This window comes from Streptosporangium sp. CA-115845, from assembly GCF_050943795.1.
Lineage (GTDB): Bacteria > Actinomycetota > Actinomycetes > Streptosporangiales > Streptosporangiaceae > Streptosporangium.
In genome coordinates this window covers 4,541,488-4,563,428 of sequence record NZ_CP191988.1, presented here as the reverse complement: position 1 = coordinate 4,563,428, position 21,941 = coordinate 4,541,488, and the positions used below count along the sequence as shown (strand labels likewise).

Below are 21,941 nucleotides of genomic sequence, written 5' to 3'. Positions count from 1 at the left end.
ATTCCTCGGAGAAGTCTCCGGTAGATGTCATCTCGCCGGCGGGATGGCACTGATTTAAGCGGCGGGATGGTCCGATTAAGGCGAAGGCGGGATTATAAGCCGCCCAACGGAAGGCCGCTCGGGCGTTTTTCCGCATTTCCAATGACGTGGTTATCGTCCTCCCATGGTGCTACGTGTCAAGCTCGTCCTGTCATTGCTCACCGCCACTGCCCTGGTGGGAGGTGCTTCCCCACCGGTGGAGCAGCCTGTCGCGGTGCGGGCCCCCGGGCCGTTCACGATGCGGGACTTCCTGACCACGAAGAAACTCGGTCAGGTCGTCCCGTCCCCCGACGGTAAATCAGTGGCGGCGGTCGTGAAACGCGGTCCGAGCGAGTCGAGCAGATATGGCGCATCATTTGTCGATGGAAACGAGCGCGCCGACATCTGGATGGCGGACGGCGCGGGACCGGCCCGTGACGTGACGCACGGGGCGAAGGACGGCACCGGTCACTACAACCCGGTCTGGTCGCCCGACGGGCGCATGCTGGCCTTCGCCTCCACCCGGGGCGGCGACGACGTGTTCCTGCATGTGTGGGACCGCGAGAGCGGCGAGATCCGCAAACTGACCCCGCGCGGGGTGCAGACGATGACGAACGCCTCCGGCTACCTGATCCAGTGGCTGGACTCCCGGCGGGTGATCGCGCCGATGGTGAACCCCGGCCGCTGGTCGCTGGAGTACGGGCAGTGGCTGGAGGCTCAGCGTGCCGCCCCGAAGGAGTGGGCCAAGGTCGAGCGCGGCAAGGAGAACACCGCCTCCGTGCTCGACAGCTCAGCCGCCGGCAGGGCGGACACGCTGGACGAGGAGATCGCCGTCATCGACGCCGTCACCGGCAAGATCACCTCAGCGGGGCCGGCCCGCACCTACACGGCGGGCAACCTGGTCGCCGACCCGACCGGGCGGCACATCGCCCGGGTGGACGACCTCGGCCCCACCCCCGCACGCGCCGGGCAGCTCAAGCGCGTCCTGGAACGGCGTACCCGGCTGGCGATCGCCTCCGCCGCCGGCGGGCAGCCACGCGTGGTGACCGAGGTGCCGAGTCCCTCGGTCACCGTGCAGCCCCGCTGGGCCGCCGACGGCGCCAACCTGCTGGTCGTCGGCAAGGCCACGCCGAAGACGCCCGACCCGTTCACCGCCTACCTGGTGCCCGCCACCGGCGGGAAGGCCGCACCGCTGGCCGCCGACCGGCTGGTGGCCACCGGCCTGCTCTGGGGAGCGGGCACCCCGCTGGTGCGCGGTATGCAGGTCGCCGATGCCGCCGATCCGGCGGCCCGCCAGGACTGGTGGGCGTTCGACCCGGCCGATCCCGCCGCCAGGCCGCGCGACCTGACCTCCCGGTTCAAGGTCCCCCCGCTGGAGCTGGTGCCGGTGAGCGGCGGCGTGCTGGGCGTGGCCGACGGGCGCGCCTGGCTGATCGACCCGCGTACCGGGCAGGCCCGCGACCTGAAGGCCACCGGCGCCGCCCCGCTGGCGGAGCTGGCCTGGCCGCTGGACGACGGTGTCCGGCGCAACGGCGTACGCCCCACCGACCGAGGCGGTGCCGAACCGGCCAATCCCCGGCTCGACCGCGACTTCCCCCTGGTGCTGGCGCGTGACACCAAGGGCGGCCTGTACGAGCTGGCGCCCGGCGCCACACCGGTGCTGACCCCGCTCCCGGCGCCGCACCCCGAAGCGGGCGTCGCCGGGTACTCCCCCGCCAACCGCACCGCGGTCTTCGGCGCGGGCGGCGATCAGGGCACCGCGCTGTGGACCACGCACGCCGGCCGCCACACCCAGCGGATCTCGCTGAACGGCCATCTCGCCCAGGTGCTCCCCCCGCAGCGCAGGCTCGTCACCTACAAGGGCGCGGACGGGGAGAAGCTGACCGGCGCACTGCTGCTGCCACCGGGCCACCGCGACGGGCAGCGTCACCCGCTCGTGGTCAACGTGTACGGCACCCGGAGCGTCTCGACCCTGAAGGACGTGCCGGAGTTCCAGGTCAACAACCCGAGCTACCTGACCCTGCAGTTCCTGGCGGCGAACGGCTACGCCGTGCTCGTCCCGTCGATCCCCCGCCCCGAGGGCAGGGCGGCGGCCGAGCCGATGACCTGGCCCACCAAGCCGATCATGAACGCGGTGGACGCCGCGATCGACGAGGGGGTGGCCGACCCGAAGCGGCTGGCGGTGATGGGACACTCCTTCGGCTCCTACAACGTGCACAGCCTCGTCACCCAGACCGACCGGTTCGAGGCGGCGATCGCGATCTCCGGCTTCTCCGACGTGATCAGCAGCTACGGCGTGTTCGACTCCCGCTTCCGCTACACGCCGCGCGCGCAGGAGTGGTTCGCGCCGGCCTACATCGAGGACCCCGCCTTCGAGTTCGGGCTGGGCAGGCCCCCTTGGGAGGACCCTCAGCGGTACGTGCGCAACAGCCCGCTGCTGCACGCGGGCAAGATCAAGACTCCGGTGCTCATGCTGCACGGCGAGCGTGACTACCTGACCCACACCGGCTCCGAGGAGATGTACACGGCGCTGGCCAGGCAGGCCAAGAAGGTGCGGCTGGTCAGCTACTGGGGCGAGGCACACATGCCGTACTCGATGGTCTCGCCCGCGAACTTCCAGAGCATGATCGAACAGGAGCTGGACTGGCTCCGGCTGAACCTGCCCGGGAGCGAGCGGTGAGGCTCTTCTCGCCCGTCCAGGAGCGGGCCTGGCTGGAACACCTGCTCGGCGATGTCGCGCCCGGCGGGATCTCCCTGCGGCTGCGGCTGACCGGCCCCCTCGACGAGGCGGCACTGGGCGCGGCGCTCGGCGACCTGGCCGCGCGGCACGAGGTGCTGCGCTGGTCCCTGCCCACCCGGGGCGACGGGCCGCGCCCGGTGGTCTCGGCCGGGGTCCTGCCCGCCCCGCGGGCGGTGCCGGTCGAGCCCGAGAAGCTCGGCGCGACGCTGGCCGAGCTGGAGTCCCGGCCGTTCGACCTGGTGACGGGGCCGCTGGCCCGCGTCTCGCTGCTGACGCTCGGCCCGGCGGAGCACATGCTGGTGCTGCGCGCGCATCCGTGCGTCGCCGACGAGGGCTCGGCCGCCGTACTGGCCGCCGACCTGGCCGAGCTGTACCGGGCGCGGGCCGAAGGTGGCTCCCCGCGCTTGCCCGATCCGCCTCGCGCACCGGCCGTGGACGACTTCCCCCGCCCGCCCGCGACACCCCCTGGTGCCCCTCCGCGCACCGCCACTCCGGACGACGCGTTCACCCGGCCCCTGGCTTCCGGGGCAGCTCAACCGGCAACGGACGATCCGCCCGCCCCGGGGACGGCGGACGACACCAGGCGGGGGTTCTGGTGTGAGGCACTGCGGGCGGTGCCGCCGCTGGAGGTGGCCACCGACCGTCCCCGCCCCGGGCACCGTTCCGGTGCGGGCGGGGCACACCACTTCGAGGTGGCCGTACCGGCCGGGCTGGGTGACCCTCCGCTCGCGGTGCTCACCGCGTTCGCCGCGCTGCTGGCGCGCTGCTCGGGCCAGGAGCGCTTCACGATCGGCGTGTACTCCCCCGGCCGCGTCTCGGGGCCGCTCGGTGGGGAGCCGAACGAGTTCTCCGGGACAGTGGGGCCGCTGGATGACTTCCTCCCGGTGCGCGTGGACCTGTCCGGCGACCCCGACCTCACCGCCCTCTCCGCCCGCCTGGAGCGAGCCGTCGGCGACGCCCGGCGGCATCGGCTGCCACTGCAGGACGTGGTCGCCGCCGTCGCCCCGCCCCGCACCCCCAGCCGGGGCGCACTGTTCGACGTGACGTACGGCGTCGTGCCCCGTCCCGTCACGCACGAGGCGGCGGGCCTGCGCCTGGAACCGCTCGACGCCCCGGACGCCGTCACCCCGTGGACGGCCCGCGACCTGGACCTGCGCCTCACCACGGGAGCATCGAGCAGGGGCCGCGAGGGCTGGGACAGCGGCGACCGGCCGCGCGCTCCCCTCGCCGGGAACGGCAGGGCGGCCCTTTTCGAAGGCGACGATGAGCGGCTGCGGGCGACCCTCACCTATGCCGTCGACGTCTTCGACCACGCCACGATCCAGCTGATGGCCGCCCGCCTGATCCGGCTGCTCGGTGAGATGTCCCGCTTCCCCGCCCGGCCGGTGCTCGACCTGCCGCTGGACGAGTGCTCCGGTCCTCTTACCGGCCCACCGGTGACCGTGGACCCGGACTCCACCCTGGCCGTACTGATCGCCGCGCAGGCCGGGCGCACCCCCGACGCGACGGCGGTGGACGGCGACGACGGGCGGCTCACCTACCGCGAGCTGGACGAGCGCGCCCGGGAGCTGGCCGGCCGGCTGGCCGCCGAGGGGGTGGGCCCCGGCACGGTGACCGCGATCTGCCTGCCCCGTTCGGCCCGCCTGGTCATGGTCGTGGCCGGGGTGCTGTACGCGGGCGGTGCGTTCCTGGCACTCGACCCGGCCCAGCCTGCCGCCAGGCTGGAGTACCTGCTGTCCGACGCGGCGGCGGCCGTCCTGGTGAGCACCGGGGAGATCCTTCGTGAACTGCCGCGAAGCGGGGGACGCCGCCTCGACCTCGACCTCGACCTCGACCTCGACCGGAGCGACCGGGGCGTGACCGCCCCGGTCAGCCCCGCCGGGCCGCGCGACCTCGCGTACATGATCTACACCTCGGGCTCGACCGGCCTGCCCAAGGGGGTGCTGCTTGAGCACTCCGGCGCGTGCAACCTGGTCACGGCCCTCGCCCCCGAGCTGGGCATCGGTCCTGGCACGCGGCTGCTGCAGTTCGCGCCGCCGACCTTCGACGCCTGGGTCTGGGAGGTGTTCACCACGCTGACCTCCGGCGGCACCTTGTGCGTACCGGAGGCCGGGAACATCCTCGTCGGCCGGGCGCTGAGCAGGTGCCTGTCCGGGCGCGAGGTGAACGCCGTGCTGCTGCCCCCCTCGGTGATCGCGACGCTGCCCGGCGACGACCCGCTGCCGGACCTTCGGGTGCTGGTGACCGGTGGCGAGGCGTGCCCCCCCGAACTGGTCGGGCGCTGGGGCGCCGGTCGGCGCATGGTCAACGCCTACGGGCCGACCGAGGCGACCGTCATCGCGACCCTGGCCGACTGCTCGCCCGGCGGGGGCGTACCGCCGATCGGACTGCCCATGGCGGGGACGTACGCGCTGGTGCTGGACGCCGCGGGCCGCGTGGTGCCACGGGGCGTGCCCGGCGAGCTGCACGTCGGCGGCGCGGGCGTGGCCCGCGGCTACCACCGGCGACCCGCGCTGACCGCCGAACGCTTCGTGCCCCTCGCCGGGCCGCCTCCCCCCGCGCCGGGCCGGCCTCCGGTGCCCGGCGTGCGGCTCTACCGGACCGGCGACCTGGTGCGGCAGCGCCCCGACGGCCGCCTCGACTTCATCGGCCGGGTGGACCACCAGGTCAAGCACCGCGGCTACCGGATCGAGCTCGGCGAGATCGAGCAGACGCTACGCGCCTGCCCCGGCGTGGACGACGCGGCGGTGACACTGGAGGACGACCAGCTGGTGGCCTACGTGTCCGTCCCCGTGCCCGCCTCCGCTTCCGGGCCGGTGACGGCGAAGGGCGCCAGGGCATGGGCGGCCGGGCGGCTGCCCGGCTACATGGTGCCGGGGACCGTGCACGTGCTGGACGAGCTGCCGCTGACGAGCGCGGGCAAGATCGACCGTCGCTGGCTGGCCTCCTCGGCCGCCCGCGCCGGGAAACGCACGGACGAGCCACGTGACCGGCTGGAACTGAAGGTGCTGGAAGCCTTCCGGCGGGTGCTGGACGACCATCGGGTCGGCCCGCACGACACCTTCTTCGAGGCGGGCGGCGACTCGCGGCTCGCGGTGACGCTGCTGGACCGCCTCCGTGACGGCCTGCGCAGACCGGTGACGGCCCGCCTGCTGTGGGAACACCCCACGGCCACGGGCTTAGCCTCGGCGTTGCGCGAACCCGGATAGCTCCCCTCCCGGCTGAGGCGGTCGGTGAAACTCCTGCGGCCTGCCCGGAGCCGAGCCGCATGAGGGCGGGTACGGGTGCCGCCATCGGAAGCCGTCCGGGGGTATGAGCGCCTCAAGGTGCTCGCGTACCCGCGGCACCACGGCCTTGAGGTATCGGGTCGGGGTGACGGCGGGGTTCTCCTCGGCGAGCGTTACCAGGGCCTCCGCACTCGACAGGAGGGTGTAACGGCGGGAGCGGCGGTTGTGGAACACGAAGTTGGGCTTGCTCCATCTCCATGATGACTTGCCGGCGTTTCTACTCCGTGCGGCGGTGACGACGATGCGGCCGTCCCTGCGCCAGTCGTCGCCGTACCAGGCGTCCAGCCACACCCGGTGCCCGTCATAGATCCATTTCACCTCCCACGCATGCCTGTGCAACACCTCCGCGTACCCGGCGAACGCGGCGGGATGGGGTGGACGAGGTTCGCCCGCCTGCGGCGCGGCGGCAGGTGAGGGCTCTTCTTGCCGGTAGCGGACGTACTCATCGGGGTAGGCCGCCCTCAGCCTCTGCTCCAAGGGGCTGTGAACCTGCTGGAGCAGCCGTAGGTCGTGTGCGCGGCGGAGCCTGCCGCGTTCCATCAGGCGAGTGCGCAGGTGGGTGAGAAAGGTGAGCTTGGGGGCCCAGTCCTCGACGGACGCGTCGTGCCGGGTATCGATCAGGTACCGGTCGGGAACGGCGAACCATGCCCGGACGTTGCGCTCTTCGGTTTCGAGGCCGATCTGCTCGAAGGTTTGAGAGCCCAGTTCGACCAGGGCGTCATACCAGCGGGCCAGCACGGCGGGATGCCTCAGCTCGCCGGCGTCCGCGCGTCCTTGGACATCCTGGGCGGCCAGGTCGCGAAACCGCTCATCGCTCAGACGCAGAAGCTGTTCGGCCCCGGGGCTGAGGCATTCGTCGCCGGCGACGCCACTCAGGCGGCGCAGCTCGTCGAGCATCGAATCGGTCTCCTGGGGGTGGGCGTCCTTGAGCCGCTGCAGTGCGGTGTCCCGCACCCGGCCGTCCACCGACCGGTCCACCGATGTGGTCACGATGAACTGCGCCTCTCGGCGACGCTGACGGATCCTGGCCAGCCGCCGGTCCGCACGCAGGGTGTCGGGGTGCTCGATCCCGAAAGTGATCATCTTGCTCCACCACGAAAGCTGGTGGTTGCCCTCCTGGACGGTGAGGACCTCCTCCCACATCGTGCGCGCGCCGGGGGCCGCCAGCCACTGGGTGACGCCGGCGGGAACACGATTGAGGATCGCCTCCGCGACGGCCAGCAGACTGAAGACATGGTCGTCCTGGCCATAGCGGGCGCTCAACTGCTCGGGGGTGATCCGCGGATCGAGTGTCGCAGCATCGACCAGCCGCATTACGTTGTCCATGCCACCCTCACAGAAGTCGGCCACCACCTGGCGTCATGTCATTCTGATACGAGAGGCCGACGTTCGGTGAGCATTTGGAGAGGGCGGTCCCGAAAGGCCCCCGGTGAGCAGGGGCCTCAGATCTCCGACATCCCTCCGTCCCACCCGAGGTGAGGTCCTCCAGTGACCGGGAGGCCCGCGAGTCCTCCCAACCGAGTTCACCGTCCTCCACACCACCGACGAAGGCGGCCATTCGGATGAGGCGAAGACCAGAGCCGGGCCGGTTCACGGCGGTTCACACCGAGGCCGCCCCGGGGCCGGGCAGCACGTCGATGTCAGTGGCGCGCATGGGACGGTCGCACACCGAGCAGTGCAGTTCGACGTGGCCGATCTCACCACAGGCATGATGCCGGTAGAGGACCGGCGGACCGGCCTCGCCCGCCGTCCACCGGTCTCCCCAGCGCACCATCACCAGCAGCAGGTCGCAGAGCTCCAGGCCCTTGGCGGTGAGCGCGTACTCATGGCGCGGCGGACGGCTCGAATACTCTCGCCGCTCCAGCACGTCGTTCTCGACCAGCCACTTGAGCCGCTCGGCGAGCACCTTGCGCGAGATGTCCAGGCTCTGCTGGATCTGATCGAAACGGGTGATGCCGACGTAGACGTTCCGCAGGATCAGCGGTGACCACGGCTCGCCGACGACGTCCAGCGTGCGGGCGATCGAGCAGGCCATGTCACCGAATCGGGTTCGCTGCATGAGGTCAGTCTAGGCGAGAGGGTTCCCTTAAGAAACGATCCCCTGCTACCGTCTTCCAAGTAAGTTCCTTTAGGGAACCAACAATAGGGAGAGCATCATGAGCCGTCCCCAGGTCGTCTCGGCCCAGGAGTGGCAGGCCGCGAGAGAAGCGCTGCTGGCCAAGGAAAAGAAGCACACCCACGCGCTGGACGCGCTAGCCGCCGAACGGCGCAGGATGCCGATGGTCCGGATCGACAAGGACTACACGTTCGAGGGCCCGAGTGGGGCAGCGAGCCTGCTCGACCTGTTCGAGGGGCGACGCCAGCTCATCGTCTACAGCTTCATGTGGCTGGGTGCCGACGACTTCTGTTCCGGGTGTTCGATGTTCACCGACAACATCGGGCACCTGGCCCATCTCCACGCCCGCGACACCTCTCTGGCGCTGGTGTCCCATGGCCCGCTGGCCGAGATCACACCGTTCAGGAAGCGCATGGGTTGGACGATCCCGTGGTTCTCCTCGCTGGGCAACGACTTCAACGACGACATGGGAGCGGGTGACGGGTTCGCGCTGAACGTCTTCCTTCGCGACGGTGACACCGTCTACCGCACCTACCTCACCAAGGGGCGGGGCGTCGAACAACTCGGCAGCGGCTGGACCTTCCTCGACCTGACGCCGTTCGGCCGACAGGAGATCTGGGAGGACTCCCCCGAAGGCCGGCCACAGACCCGGCCCTACGAGTGGTGGCGCCTGCACGACGAGTACCACGTTTGAGCACCGCGACCACCGCCCGATGAAACGTCAAGATCTTAAGAATGAGCACACACACCATGGCAGCCGAAACGACACCCACCGCCGAACTCCTGTTCAGCGCGGCTGACGCGACGCCGTTCAGCACGGACGAGGCGACGGTGAGACCCTGGGCCCAGGCGCGGGCGTGCCTGGAGACCGCACCGAAGGCATGGCTCTCCACCATGCGGCCCGACGGCCGCGCGCACGCCGCGCCCATACTGCTGGTCTGGGTCGACGACACCCCCTGGTTCACGACCCGCCCGGCGTCCCGCAAGGCCAGGAACCTCGCCCGCAACCCCCACTGCGTCATCACCGTCACCGACGAGACCCTCGACCTCTCGCTCGAAGGCGCCGCCACCCTGGTACGGGACGAGGCCAGGCTCCTGCGGGTGGCCGCCGCCTTCAGGGCGAAGTACGAGTGGGATCTCGCGGTACGCGACGGCTTGGCCCATGAGGACGACCTGCCCGGCTCGCCCGAGTACGGCTTCTACCAGGTCATGCCCATGCGCGCCTTCGGCTACGGCGTGGACGGCATGACGGCGACGCGCTGGCGGTTCCGATGACCGGGATCGCCGGTTCTGGACAGGTGTGCGGGGCCGGATGGGCCGATCTTTCATCGGCCGGTCACCGGGAGCGGCGGGCTGCGTTCTTGCGCGGCGCCTTGACAGGCTGAGCGACTCGGGGAACACCCTGTATCGCGTCGATCCTGGCGTGCAGGCGGGCGAGCTCGTTCAGGATGGCGGTGAGCTGGTCCTCGGCCCGCTGTTCCTCGGCGGAGGTGTTCTGGTCGTCCATGGCGTTGACCACGACGGCGATGAACAGGTTGAGCACCACGTAGGAGGACATCAGGATGTAGCCGACGAAGAAGACCCACGCCCAGGGCTTCTCCGCCATGACCGTCTGGGCGATGTCCGGCCAGGCCTCGCCGGTCATGACCTGGAACAGGGTGAACAGCGACGTCGGTAGCTCGTCGAAGTGCTCGGGGGCGATTCCGCCGAACAGCTGGGTCGCGAGGACCGCCGAGACGTACATGACCAGGAGGAGCAGCCCGACGATCGCGGCCATCCCGGGCATGGCCGCGAACAGCGCACCGACGACCTTGCTCATGCTGGGGACCACCGAGACCAGGCGCAGCGCCCGCATGATTCGCAGGGCCCGCAGCACGGAGGTCGGGCCGGACGCCGGGATCAGCGCGATGGTCACGATGATCGCGTCGAACCAGTTCCACGGGTCCTTGAAGAACGCGCCCCGGTAGGCGTAGAGGCGGGCGGCGAGTTCGACGGTGAAGATCACCAGGGCGATCCGGTCGACGGCGTGCAGGAACCCGCCGATCCGGTCCGTCAGATAGGAGGAGGTCTCACAGCCGATCGTGATCGCGTTGATCACGATGACGGCTATGACAACCCGCTGGAAGAGCCGGGTTTCAAGGAAGAAACGAATACGTTCTCGCCCTGGCAAGAGGTCAGCTCCCGGAGGGGGGAAGGGGTCAAATGCCGATCATCGTAAGCCCGCACAGGTCACCCCTGAAAAGATCTGGATGTATGACATAAGCCATAGGAGGCACCCGGCCGATTCGCGGCGCGCTGACCTCGGTTCGGTGAGTCCGAGGCCTACGGACACCTGCTCGGCGACCGCGAGCAGGGCTTGTCCGTGGGTCAGCGCGGGATGGTCGCGCCGGCGATGCGCAGGGCGAGGTCGGCGTAGGCGTCGGCGACCTCTTCCGGTGTGTAGGGCACGCCCGTGCCGTACCAGCCGGCCACGCGCATGCCCATGCCGCTGATGGCGGTCATCGCGAGGAAGGTGTCGGGCATGTCGAAGAGGCCCCGAGCCAGGCCCTCGTTGAGGATGTCGATGAGCAACCGCCTGCCACCGGCGCGGGTCGACAGCACGGGGGCTGCCATCTCGGGTGAGAGGGCGTGCAGTTCGTTGTTGGCCACCGTGGCGAGCAGCGGATATTCGGCGTGAGCCAGCACATGCTCTCGTACCACGGCTCGCAGCCGTGAGACCGGGTCGGTGCCGCCTGCCCGCAGCAGCCTCCCGTGGTGGTCTTCGTGGCCGATGTGGATCAGCTCGGCCAGGACGTGCTCCTTCGCCGGGTAATGCGCGTAAAGAGTGGACGAGCGGATGCCACACGCCTCGGCCAGGTCCCTGATCGAGGCGCCGTGAAAACCCCGCTCGGCGAACAGGCGTAGCGCCTCCCGCAGGATCCGGCCTTTGGTGCCCTCCGGTAACACGTCGGGTGGCAGCCGAACCTCGTCGGCCGCGATCCGCCGCTGCTCTGCGGGTATGGTCATGTTTCCTGCCGATCGATCGTTCTTCCTCATCCCATTGTGCCCTGGGGCGAGACCGGGGAGCATATAACACGATCGATCGATCGTTAGGGAAGGCTGGGATCGGTGGAACCGACCGGAAGGAAACCGGTGACTCCTCCGCTCCCTGAAGGGAGCGGCTTCTCGTTAAGCCGCTTGCGCGACGTCGCGAAGGGCAAGCCCTGCCCTGAGGATGTTGGTCGCCGCGTTCACGTCGGCGTGCGCGACGTGTGCGCACCGCTGACAGTGGAACTCGGCTTGGGTGGAGCGGTTCTCCTTCGCGCAATGCCCGCATTGGGCACAGGTGCGGGAGGTGTTGGCGGGGTTCACCTCGATCATCTCTTTCGCGGCGCTTTCAGCCTTCGAGCGGAGGATCGTCAGGAACACCCCCCAACCCGCGTCCAGGATGCTGCGATTGAGACCGGACTTGGCTACCACGTTGGTGCCAGGCGCCTCCAGCGTGCCGGACGCCGAGCGGGTCATGTTCGTGATCCGCAGGTCCTCGCAGGCGATGACGTCGTAGTCGCGGACCAACGCGAGTGCGACCTTGTGTGCGCCGTCGAGGCGTTGACGGCGGACCTTGCCGTGCAGGGCCGCGACGCGGGCCACAGCCTTGCGGCGCCGCTTGGAGCCGCGTTTCTTGCGGGCGAGGTTCCGCTGGGCGACGGCGAGGCGCTCGGCGGACGCGGCCAGGTGGCGCGGGTTGTCCAGGTGCTCGCCGTCGCTGGTGGTGACGAGCGAGGCCACGCCCAGGTCGATCCCGACGGCCGCGCCGGTGGCGGGCAGGGGCTCGGCGGGAACGTCGTCGCACGACAAGACGAGGTACCAGCGGGAGACTTCCCGCTTGACGCTGATCGTCTTGACGGTGCCGCGCACCGGCCGGTGCCGGTGGACGCGGACGTGGCCGACGCCCTGAAGGCGGACGTAGGTGGCGCTGGGGTGTTCGGGCTGGGAGTCCCACCGGCAGCCGTCACCGTCTTTCGGCCACTCCACCGTGTCGAACCGCCCCTTGCCCTTGAAGCGGGGGAAGCCCGGTGTGCGCCCGGCCTTGACGCGGGCGAAGAACGCCTGAAACGCCTTGTCCAGGCGGCGCAGGGTGGCCTGCTGGGAGGAGAACGACCACCGGCCTTGGCCGTCTGCGTCATCGGCGCGGATGTGCTTCAGCTCGGCCGATTGCTCGCCGTAGCGGATGCTCACCTTCGCCTTGGCATAGGCGGTGCGGCGGTGCTCCAGCGCGGCGTTGTAGAGGGCGCGGTGGTCGTCCAGGCAGGCGGTCAGCGCGGCGGCCTGCTTGCTGGTGGGGCGGAGCAGGAACTTGAACGACCTACGCACGAGCACCACCACTTTTGGGGGTGCGCTCGTACTGCGTCTCGATGTAACGCCGCACCGTCTCGGCGGACACCGCGCCGACCGTGGCCGCGAAGTACGACCGTGACCACAGCGTGGGCAACTGGGAGCGCAGGTGTGGAAACTCGGCGCGCAGGTGGTGGGAGGTGAAGCCCTTGAACTGGTTGGCCACGTACGACGGCGAGTTCTTCGGGTGTGGCCTGACGAACAGGTGCACGTGGTCGGGCATCACCTCAAGCGCCACGATCTGCCAGCCGTGCTCGTCGGCCTTGGCGTGGATCAACTCCTCAAGGCGGTCTTTGACCCGCCCGCCCAGAACAGGGCGGCGGTACTTCGGGCACCACACCACGTGGTACCCGAGGTCATACGCCGCGCCGGGGGAGGTCCGCACTTGACGAGTCACACGATCATTATAACGACGCCATCCATCTAACGTGCGACGATCGGAGAACTTTCATGCGCAGACCTGACCGGCCAGGGCAGGCTCGGGCCTTGACGGCCCTCCCCCTCCCGATTCCCCCATCGCCTAAAGGCGACGGTCCCCTCGGGAGGATCTGATGGAAGCGACAGTGGCCACCGAACAGGGGAAGGTACGAGGCAGGCTCGATGACGGTGTGGCGGTTTTTCTGGGCATTCCGTACGCCGCTCCGCCCTTCGGGCCCCACCGCTTCAGGGCTCCGGTCGAGCCCGAACCATGGGAGGGCGTCCGGGACGCGCTGGAGTTCGGCCCCACCGCGCCGAAGCGGCCTTACCGCCGGCCCCTCGACCGTTTGATCCCCGATCCGGACATCCCTGGCGACGACTGCCTCAACCTCAACGTCTGGACCCCCGAGGGAGCCGACGGCCTGCCCGTCATGGTGTGGATCCACGGGGGGTCACTGCGCAACGGCTCCTCCAGCGTTCCGGTCTACGACGGCCGCGCCTTCGCCCGCGACGGGATCGTGCTGGTTTCCACCAACTACCGGCTCGGCGTCGAGGGCTTCGCGGTCTTCCCCGACGCCCCCGCCAACCGCGGCTTGCTGGATCAACTCGCCGCACTTCGCTGGGTGCGAGACAACATCGCGGCCTTCGGCGGTGACCCGGGCAACGTCACCGTGTTCGGCGAGTCCGCGGGAGCGATCAGCATCGGGGCGTTGCTGACCAGCCCCCGTTCGGCCGGTCTGTTCCGCCGTGCCGTACTGCAGAGCGGCCCGCCACATGTCGTGCCGTCCGAGGCCGGGGCCAGGATCACCCGAGTCATCGCCAGAGGTCTCGGCATCGCTCCGACCGCCGCCGCCTTCGCGGCAGTGGACCGCGAACGGCTGCTCACCGCGCAGGCCGAGGCGACGGCCAAGGGGAACCCGATCAGCGGCGGCGCGGGGTTCGAGATCGTCCTGGACGGCGACGTCGTCCCCGCGCACCCGATGGACGCGCTGAAGGCGGGCGTCGCACGCGACGTCGACCTGCTGCTGGGCGCCAACACCGAGGAGTACCGGCTGTGGTTCGTACCCACGGGGGTGGTCGACCGCATCGGCGGTCTCACCCTGCGGCTCGCCATGGCCAAGTTCAAGATCAAAGGTTCGCTGGCCAGGCTCTACCGGGCGAACCGGCCAGACGCCCGGCCCGGTGAGATCCTCGGTGCCCTCGCCACCGACCTGTTGCTCCGCGTGCCGCTGAACCGGCTGGCCGACGCACGCGCAGAAGGCGGCAACACCTACCTGTACGAGTTCGGCTGGCGCTCGCCGGTGGACGGGCTCGGCGCCTGCCACGCGCTGGAGATCGGGTTCGTCTTCGACACGCTGCGCACCTCGGCACAGCTGGCACTGGCGGGCCCCGAGGCCCCCCAGGAACTGGCCGACGCCATGCACCGAGCCTGGATCGCCTTCGCCGTCTCCGGCGATCCAGGCTGGCCCGTCTGGGACAGGACCCGTCCGGTGATGTTGTTCGATCATCCGGGCGCCGACCTCGTCCGCGCGCCGCGTGACGACGAACTACGCCTCTGGCGCTGAGCAGGGCGAGGCCGCGGGGACCGGGTCAGAGCACCGGGCCCGGTACCCGCAGCGCCGGCTGGTTGCGGCGGACGTCGGACCAGGTCCGGGTGTCGGCGCAGGCGCGACATCCGGTGCCGAAGAACTCGCCGCGCGCCTCCTCGTCGCCCATGAGCTGGAAGCGGAACCACGCCGTCGTCGGGCCGGCGAAGGGGCCGGGGGCGCCCACCACGGTGAAATGGTCGGCCCCCCTGACCTCGCCGTAGATCGCCGGGATGTGGTCGGCGTCGTTGTAGAAGGCCTTGACGAGAGCCGGCCACACGACGATGTCATACTGCCCGGCCAGGATGAACATCGGGCCGTGCACCGCGTCGACGTCGGCCAGCGGTCCGGGCTGGATCGGGATGATGGTGTCCACCCGGGGATCCGCGCCGACGACGACGGCGGCCGCACCACCCTGTGAATGGCCGGACGCGCCGATGCGGTCCAGGTCGACGTGGTCGTGGAAGACGCTGCCGGGGTCGGCGTTCCGTTGAGCCAGCAGGTCGATGCCCGCCCGCATCGAGATGCCCAGGTTGGACTGCGGGGTGTTCGCCGCCGCCACGATGAAGCCGTGGCTGGCCCAGTGGAGCAGCAGATCACGGTAGACCACGGGGAAGGCGAACGTACCGTTGCCCCAAATGATCACTGGATGACGTCGAGGGCTCTGCGCGATGTCTCGCGGGTAGTACAGAGTGGTCACCAGCCCCACGTCCACGGCCGTGGCGTAGGGACCCGCGGCGCTCCACTTCCTGTCGACGGAGGGGAAGCCGATGTCGGCGACGGCCGCGTGCGGGGCGGCGGTGAGGGCGAGGACGAGGGCGATCAGGGGGACGAACAGCCTTCGGAGCATGGGGGGTTCTCCTGACAGGGGGACGCCGAGAATGAATCTCGTGTTACGCCGGATTCACCTCTCGTTTGATTGCACATCCTGAATGGGGGAACGTCCGCCGTCTCTCCGCACTCGCGGCAATGATTGACGTCGCGGTTTGTGCAATGTGACGATCCGTGGATGCTCGCCCTTCACGCCCGCCTGGCTCCACGGGTCAGAGAGCTCACCGCAGCGGTGGTCGCACGGTGTGAATCCGAGGTGCCCTTCTACCGGCAGTTGCCCAAGGACCTCCTCGACGAGGAGGTCAGCCGGTCGGTCGCGGCTGTCCTGAGGCTGTTACTACGGGCGCTGCGGGAGGGCCGCGCCCTCGGCCCCGGCGACCTGACCGAGCTCATCGAATGGTCCGCGCGGCGCGCCGAGGAGGGCGTCCCGCTGGAGGCGGCGCTCACCGCGTACCTCGTCGGCGCCGAAGTCTGGTGGCGGGCCCTGGCGGAGACCGCCGACCGTGCGGAGCTGGCCGAGGCGGGCCTGAGCCTGCTCGGCTGCTTGGGCTCGGCCATGCCCGCGGTCGCCATCGCTCACGTACAGGCACAGGACGACATGCGCAGCGACGACGGGAAAGTACGGCGGGCGCTGATCACGGCATTGCTGACCGGGCAGCCGCACGAGGCCCTGGCGGAGGCGGCGCGGGTCACGGTCGCGCCCGCCTACGAGGTCATGGAGATCCGGTTCGCCGAGGACCCGCCGGCCGACCGCCGCACCGTCAGGCTCACGCAGTCGGCCCTTGACGCCCACACGGGAACACCCGTGCTCACCGGGCTGGACCACACCGGGGGCTTCGCGCTGTTGCCGGCGACGCTCGACCTGCCGACCCTGGTCGCCAGGATCGCCGAGGCCACCGGCCAGCCCGTCGTGGCCGCCACGGCCCGGGCCGCGGAGCCGGACCTCATTCCCGGGGCCGCCGAAGAGGTGCGCAGGGTGATGGAGATCGTCCAGCGCCTCGGCCGACCGGCCGGCCTCTACCGATTCGACGACGTCCTGCTCGAATACCAGCTGGCCCGGCCCGGCAGCGGCCTCGCCCGGCTCGCCGCCAAGCTCGACACGCTGGACGATCACCCCCACCTGGTCGAGACCCTGCGTGCCTTCGTCAACCGCGGCCACAACCGAAGCCGCACCGCTCAGGACCTGCACATCCACCGCAACACCCTCGACTACCGGCTACGCAGGATCACCGCTCTGACCAGCCTGGACTTCACGATCCCCGCCCAGGCCCGCCTTCTGGAGGCCGCCCTCACCGCCAGAGACCTCACCTGACGCGTCACGCCGCCGTCCGGCTGCGGGCGAACAGCGGGCGGTGGCGAGTCGCCTCTCCGAGAGGGGGTTTCATGAGGTTGCCGTCGCGTGAGCCGGCCCACCGTTGGAAGGCGGCGGGCCGGCACGCGCGTACTCAGCGGGGGGTCAGGTCGCGGTGCAGGTGAGGGTGGGTGTGCCGCTGGTGCCGGAGCCGATGAACCCGAAGGTGGTGGCGGTGCCGGCGCCCAGTGAGCCGTTGTAGGCGGCGTTGCGTGCGCTGACCGCGGACCCGTTGGCGGTCACGGTCGCACTCCACGCCGAGCTGACCTGCTCACCGCCGGTGAAGGTCCAGTTCACCGTCCAGCCGGTGATCGCCCCGGAGCCGGCGGTCACGCGTACCTCGGCCTGGAAGCCGCCGGACCACTGGGAGACGGTGCGGTAGGTGGCCGAGCAACCACCGGCCGGGGGCGAGGTGGGAGTCGACGTGGGAGTCGACGTCGGAGTCGGAGTCGGGGTGGGAGTCGGAGTCGGCGTGGGAGTCGGCGTGGGGGTGGGGTTCGTGCCGCCGGTGAAGTTGACGTCGCTGCAGAAGTAGTAGGACTGGTCGGAGTGACTGGCCTGCCAGATGGTGTAGACGACGTGGTGACCGGTACGGCCGGGCGCGTACACATCAATGGGCGTGGTGAGACCGGTGGGCACCTTGCCCACCTGGTTGACCAGTTCCAGGTCGCTCCACCTCAGCCGCTGGGTCTTGGGATCGTAGCCCTGTTTGGTGACGTAGACGCGGATGTAGTCCGCACCGTGCGAGGCCTGGTCCATCAGGTTCATGGTGAACCTGGCGGGGCGGTCCACGGTCTTCCACGCGCCCGGCACGTCCATGGAGGCGTAGCGGCCGCTTTCGGTCAGGCCGCCGCTGCACAGCTGCCCGTCGGGGGTCGCGGCCTGGTGGTTACCGGCGACGCCCTCGCGATACAGCCCGTTCCAGTTCCACATCGCGTTGGTGTTGTTCTGCCAGGCCTGCCAGCACATGGGGTCCTGCTGGGCCATGGCCGGGTTCTGGAAGTCGCTCCCCCAGCGCAGCCAGCAGCCGTAGTTGCGCGAGGCCGGGTCGCTGATCGAGCCGTGCGCCGAGGCGGGGACGACCATCACGGTGGTGAGCATGAGCGCGGCCGCGACCGCGACGAACACCCGCCGGAACCTGGTCCGGCGGAGGGGTGCGTCGTCGGATACGTAGGTCTGGTCGCGTAAAAGTCGGAGCACGCGTGACCTCATCTGCACAGTTTTCCTTTCGAATGCCGGGGTGACGAGTCCTGGCGCGCCGAGTGAGGGCCGAGTCCTCACGCCAGAGGTGTCCCCACCGTCGCCCAGTCCCCTGTCAGCGGCAACAGTGATTACGGCTCTCGGCGGGCAACGGGCCGGGAGCTGGCCATACACCGCAAAATCGGATGAAAAGTTCATCTATGCCGCCTGCCCCCGTAGGCGCCGATGAGCGCGAAGCCGGGCCAGGCCGCGATCGTCCGTCCGATGAAAGCGGACTCGGCGCCGGAAGTGCTCGCCCTGGCTGTTGCCGCCGATCGCGTAGGTGTGGGTGGCGACGCACATGTTCCAGGCGTTCTCACCGCTATGTCGCGGTAGCGGGTGATGCCCGTCGCCTTGTACTCGCGGGCGGCGCCCACCCACTTGGGGATCTGGGTGTTGGCGTGCGGCCCGCTGAGCCGGTCCTGGTTGGCCGCCGGCGGATCGAAGTCGGCTGCGTGATCGAGATGATCACGTACGTGGCCCGCTAGCCGGCCCGCTCCAGGCCACTCCAAGACCGTCGCACACGGTCTGCTGGAGTGGCCGGGCCCCGCAGAGATTCGCGAGCTCCAGCGCCGCGTTCAAGTGAGCGCGTGCGTCTGGAAGGTGGCCGGACCGCCACAGGGCCTCGCCCAGCCGGTAGCGGGAGGTGGCGTGTTCCAGGCGGGCGTCGGTCTCTTCGAGCAATTGGACCGACTCCGTCAGCATTTCGAGTCTCCGCGGTCCGGTCGTGGTGCCGGCGGCCAGTCGAAGTGCCCTGCCGACCGCCCTGGGCGTCCCCCATGCGGCTGCGGCGGTGAGCAGGTCCTGGGCCACGGCGTGCGCCTCCTCGTGCCGTCCCAGCAGGACCAGGCATCGTACGAGCGGGGCGCGCCAGTCGAGGATCTCCGGATTGGTGATGCCCATGGTGTGGCAATGGTCCCTGGTCGCCTGCGTCAGCTCCAGCGCACGCCGGGTGTGGCCCTGTGCGATGAGCAGACCGATCTCGCCGCCGGCGTAGATGTATCGGTTGAGCTCGGGGCCGTGAGTGGCCTTGACCTGGTTGAGAATGGACTGTGCTTTGCCGAGGTCGCCACGCGCCAGCAGAGCCGAGATGAGCGGGTTTCCGGCGAATAGCAGCCCGAGGTCGAGGCCGCTGTTCTTGGCCGCTTCCACGGCCAGCCGCCCGTCGTGGACGGCCTCGTCGAGATCGCCCTTGGCGAGCATGACCATCGATCGGTAGGTGAACGCGGGGGCGGTCCCGCGTAGTGAGCCGGCCTTGCGGCTGTGCTCGAGTACCGTCTCGATGGACGACAGGAGTCGCGGGTGGTCGCATGGGCTCAGCGCGTACCAAGCGCACGTCAGCAGGGGGAACGCCTGCGACTGCCCGATCAGTCCATCATCGGCGAGGGCCCGCAGGGCGCGCCGCTCGGCCGATGCACGCCGGTTCCGCATCGCGTCATGGAGCGCGAGGCTGCATTCGAGCATGAGGCCGCCGGAGGAGGCGTCGGGTTCCTGCGCGCCGAACTCGTCGAGCAACGTGACGAGGTCGGTGCCGTACGGCGTTCCGTAGGCCACCATGCCGATGCAGGATTGCAGTGCCCTGCGCGCGGTGACGGAGAGATGACCTTCGCCGCTGAGGGCGGACTGACACACCAGCGCCGCCTGTCTGGGCCGGCCGATCGTCCATGTGGTGCAGGCGAGAATGAAGGCGATCTCGGCGCGCCGCTCGGGGTCGGGCTCCAGGGTGAGCACCTCGGACAGGCGTTCGATGGCCTGCGGCATGTTCACCAGTGCCTCGGTCATGCCGAGCCGGGTCAGCACGTTCAGTCGCTGGTCGGTGCGGGCTTCGTCGAGTTGCCTGCGCAGGAACGCGACCGCGCCGTCGACCGAGCCGCGGGCCAGGCTGAGGTCGATGGCCTCGCCGAGTATCGCCGTCGAATCGTGATCGCCCATACCTGGAGGAACCCGGAGCAGGTGGGTTGCCGCCCTGATCGGGTCATAGCCGGCCATCGCAGCGCCGACGGCACGCAGGTGAAGGTCGATCAGCCTGCTCGCCCTGATTCCGGCGTAGACCGCAGACCGGATCAGCGAATGACCGAACGAGAATCGCGCGGGCACCCCATGTGACGTGACCAGATCGTTGACGACCAGTGCGGACACGGCATCGAGCGCCTCTCGCGACGAGAGCCCGGCCACCGTGCCGAGCGCGTGGGCGTCGGCGCCGTCGCCGAGTACGGCCAGGGCGTGCGCCACGCTCGTGGCGGGTGCCGGCAGGTGACGGAGTTGCCCGGCGACGAAGCGCTCGATGTTCGGTGAGCCCTGGAGCAGGGTGGGTTCGTGGCCTCCCGGTGCGGTCAGCTGGCGGCCGAGCTCGCGTACCAGGAACGGGTTCCCGCGTGTCGAGTCATGGCATCGCCGGACGAGTTCCTCGTCCGGCGGGGCGGCGATGAGGCCGGCCAGCAGTTCGGCACAGCCGCCGTGGGTCAGCGGGGACAGCGTGGCCGTGACGGCCAGGGGCAGGCCGGCGATGACCGAGGCGATGTGATCGACGCGCTCGGAACCCGGGCGCAGTCCGACCATGACCACCGCCGGCAGCCCGTCCAGCCGCGCGGCCAGGTAGGCGAGGAACTGGGCCGACGAGGCGTCGCCCCAGTGCAGATCGTCCACCACGATCAGAAGCGGGTTGCGTGACGCCAGATCGTGGACGAGCCAGAAGAGCGAGTTGATGATCGAATACTCCCCCTGCGGGGCGGCCGGATCGGCGCTCGCCGGTCGCAGGATGGCCGGCGCCGGCACCGCGGGGTCCCTGGCGAACGGCTCGAACAGCTGCCGGACACAGCCCCAGGCGTAGTCGACTTCGAGATCGATGCCGCGAGCAGCGGCGACCGTGAAGCCCAGCTTCTCCGCCTGCACCCGGGCATGGTCCAGCAGGCTCGTCTTTCCGATTCCGGCCGGCCCCTCCACGAGCAGCAGGCCGCCCCGCTGACCGGTCATCGCGGCGTTCAGGATCTGACCGATGAGGTGCGTCTCCGCCGTTCGCTCCACCAGGGCGGGCACGGGGAAAACGCCTTCGGCCCTCCGGGTCTCGGACACGACCGCCGGGCCGAGGTCGAGGCTGGGATCCTGCCGGAGGATCGCCGTTTCGAGTTCGCGGAGCGGAGGCCGCGGGTCGATGCCCAGTTCGTCGAGCAGCCGGTCGCGTAATCGGTGATAGACCGCCAGCGCATCGCTCTGCCGCCCACTGCGGTACAGGGCGACCATCAGCAGCCCGTGCAGATCCTCGTCGTACGGATGCGGCTCGACCAGGCTCTCCAGCTCCGGCACCAGCTCCATGTGCTTCCCGAGCGCCAGCCTGGCCTCCGCCAGCATGCGCTCCGCACCGTGACGTAGCCGCTCAAGCCTGGCCGCCTGCTCCTTGAACCAGGACAGCCCCGCCACGTCCTCCAGGGGGCGCCCGCGCCACAGTTCCAGGGCGGCCGTGAGCGTGGACGCCCGCGCGGCGGGATCGGTCTCCCGCTTTCCCCGCTCGATGAGGGCTTCGGCCATCCGGACGTCCGTCGCCACCGCGTCGAGGTTGAGCACATACCCCGGCGGGCGGGCCAGGATCGCTCCGGGCACCCCCAACAGCCTGCGCAGATAGGACATGTGGCTCTGCAGGGTGTTCGTCGCCGTCGCGGGCGGCTCGCCGTCCCACACCGCGTCGATCAACCGGCCGGCGTCGACCACGCCGCCGGCCCGCAGGGCCAGGGCGGACACCACCGCCTTGCGGCGCAGCCCGGAAACCCGCAGGACGCTGTCTCCCACGATGACGTCCACCGGACCGAGGAGCCGCACCCGGACGGGTTCCGGATCGCCGTCGAGACCGCCGGAGACAGCCATCGCCACCCCTCGAACCGTACGCCGTCTGAGCTGAGACGAACTCAGGCTAACCGGCCGGAACGGGGTTGAACACCGGAATTAGCCGCCGCGTTCCAGCGCCACGTCAGCCGCGCTTCAGCGCCCG

Annotated in this window: 16 protein-coding genes; 6 read left to right on the top strand and 10 right to left on the bottom strand. The window is 70.1% G+C overall.

Features of this window, described 5'->3' with window-relative positions; translation table 11 throughout:
- The first annotated feature begins 163 nt into the window (after positions 1-163).
- Complete coding sequence (locus ACQP0P_RS22925; RefSeq protein WP_433380594.1) at positions 164-2,698, top strand: S9 family peptidase; 2,535 nt, start codon at positions 164-166, stop codon at positions 2,696-2,698.
- A complete protein-coding gene (locus tag ACQP0P_RS22920; protein ID WP_433380591.1) occupies positions 2,695-5,967 on the top strand; it encodes a non-ribosomal peptide synthetase in 3,273 nt (1,090 codons plus the stop codon). Before ACQP0P_RS22925 ends, ACQP0P_RS22920 begins: the two co-directional genes overlap by 4 nt.
- On the opposite strand, the gene ACQP0P_RS22915 is transcribed toward ACQP0P_RS22920, so the two are convergent.
- Both ACQP0P_RS22915 and ACQP0P_RS22910 read right to left on the bottom strand, forming a co-directional pair.
- Positions 5,938-7,371, bottom strand: a complete 1,434-nt coding sequence (locus ACQP0P_RS22915) for a hypothetical protein (RefSeq protein WP_433380588.1) — start codon at positions 7,369-7,371, stop codon at positions 5,938-5,940. The two genes, ACQP0P_RS22920 and ACQP0P_RS22915, sit on opposite strands and share 30 nt — an antisense overlap.
- A 274-nt stretch (positions 7,372-7,645) precedes the next feature.
- Entirely contained in the window at positions 7,646-8,104 is a 459-nt protein-coding gene (locus tag ACQP0P_RS22910) for a winged helix-turn-helix transcriptional regulator (RefSeq protein ID WP_433380585.1), read from the bottom strand.
- A 97-nt stretch (positions 8,105-8,201) separates the two neighbouring features.
- On the opposite strand from ACQP0P_RS22910, the gene ACQP0P_RS22905 reads away from it, so the two are divergent.
- Together ACQP0P_RS22905 and ACQP0P_RS22900 are read left to right on the top strand one after the other, a co-directional pair.
- The gene (locus ACQP0P_RS22905; protein ID WP_433380582.1) at positions 8,202-8,855 is read left to right on the top strand and encodes a DUF899 domain-containing protein; all 654 of its coding nucleotides are present in this window, start codon (positions 8,202-8,204) and stop codon (positions 8,853-8,855) included.
- Positions 8,856-8,896: 41 nt separating this feature from the next.
- Complete coding sequence (locus ACQP0P_RS22900) at positions 8,897-9,436, top strand: pyridoxamine 5'-phosphate oxidase family protein (RefSeq protein WP_433380579.1); 540 nt, start codon at positions 8,897-8,899, stop codon at positions 9,434-9,436.
- Positions 9,437-9,497: 61 nt separating this feature from the next.
- On the opposite strand, the gene ACQP0P_RS22895 is transcribed toward ACQP0P_RS22900, so the two are convergent.
- From ACQP0P_RS22895 to tnpA, 4 genes are all read right to left on the bottom strand, one after another.
- Entirely contained in the window at positions 9,498-10,259 is a 762-nt protein-coding gene (locus ACQP0P_RS22895; RefSeq protein WP_433380576.1) for an ion transporter, read from the bottom strand.
- 269 nt (positions 10,260-10,528) lie between these two features.
- Positions 10,529-11,167 (bottom strand): TetR/AcrR family transcriptional regulator, encoded by a 639-nt coding sequence (locus tag ACQP0P_RS22890; protein ID WP_433380573.1) that lies wholly within the window; start codon positions 11,165-11,167, stop codon positions 10,529-10,531.
- A 162-nt stretch (positions 11,168-11,329) separates the two neighbouring features.
- Positions 11,330-12,514 carry an RNA-guided endonuclease InsQ/TnpB family protein gene (locus tag ACQP0P_RS22885; RefSeq protein WP_433380505.1) on the bottom strand — a complete coding sequence of 395 codons (1,185 nt, stop codon included), beginning with the start codon at positions 12,512-12,514 and terminating at the stop codon, positions 11,330-11,332.
- Positions 12,507-12,932, bottom strand: a complete 426-nt coding sequence (gene tnpA, locus ACQP0P_RS22880) for an IS200/IS605 family transposase (RefSeq protein WP_433380502.1) — start codon at positions 12,930-12,932, stop codon at positions 12,507-12,509. Before tnpA ends, ACQP0P_RS22885 begins: the two co-directional genes overlap by 8 nt.
- A 154-nt stretch (positions 12,933-13,086) precedes the next feature.
- Here tnpA and ACQP0P_RS22875 point away from each other — a divergent pair, with 154 nt between their 5' ends.
- The gene (locus tag ACQP0P_RS22875; protein WP_433380570.1) at positions 13,087-14,517 is read left to right on the top strand and encodes a carboxylesterase/lipase family protein; all 1,431 of its coding nucleotides are present in this window, start codon (positions 13,087-13,089) and stop codon (positions 14,515-14,517) included.
- 25 nt (positions 14,518-14,542) lie between these two features.
- Here the strand turns inward: ACQP0P_RS22875 and ACQP0P_RS22870 are convergent, their stop codons facing one another.
- Positions 14,543-15,388 carry a poly(ethylene terephthalate) hydrolase family protein gene (locus ACQP0P_RS22870; RefSeq protein ID WP_433380567.1) on the bottom strand — a complete coding sequence of 282 codons (846 nt, stop codon included), beginning with the start codon at positions 15,386-15,388 and terminating at the stop codon, positions 14,543-14,545.
- 159 nt (positions 15,389-15,547) lie between these two features.
- Between ACQP0P_RS22870 and ACQP0P_RS22865 the strand changes: the two genes are divergently transcribed.
- Positions 15,548-16,681, top strand: a complete 1,134-nt coding sequence (locus tag ACQP0P_RS22865) for a PucR family transcriptional regulator (protein ID WP_433380564.1) — start codon at positions 15,548-15,550, stop codon at positions 16,679-16,681.
- A gap of 144 nt (positions 16,682-16,825) precedes the next feature.
- Here the strand turns inward: ACQP0P_RS22865 and ACQP0P_RS22860 are convergent, their stop codons facing one another.
- The 3 genes from ACQP0P_RS22860 to ACQP0P_RS22850 form a co-directional block, all read right to left on the bottom strand.
- On the bottom strand, positions 16,826-17,920 hold the full coding sequence (locus tag ACQP0P_RS22860) for a lytic polysaccharide monooxygenase auxiliary activity family 9 protein (protein ID WP_433380561.1): 1,095 nt from the start codon (positions 17,918-17,920) through the stop codon (positions 16,826-16,828).
- Between the two features lie 194 nt (positions 17,921-18,114).
- Positions 18,115-18,471 carry a beta-L-arabinofuranosidase domain-containing protein gene (locus ACQP0P_RS22855; RefSeq protein ID WP_433380558.1) on the bottom strand — a complete coding sequence of 119 codons (357 nt, stop codon included), beginning with the start codon at positions 18,469-18,471 and terminating at the stop codon, positions 18,115-18,117.
- On the bottom strand, positions 18,428-21,817 hold the full coding sequence (locus ACQP0P_RS22850; RefSeq protein ID WP_433382020.1) for a BTAD domain-containing putative transcriptional regulator: 3,390 nt from the start codon (positions 21,815-21,817) through the stop codon (positions 18,428-18,430). Before ACQP0P_RS22850 ends, ACQP0P_RS22855 begins: the two co-directional genes overlap by 44 nt.
- Positions 21,818-21,941 lie beyond the last annotated feature (124 nt).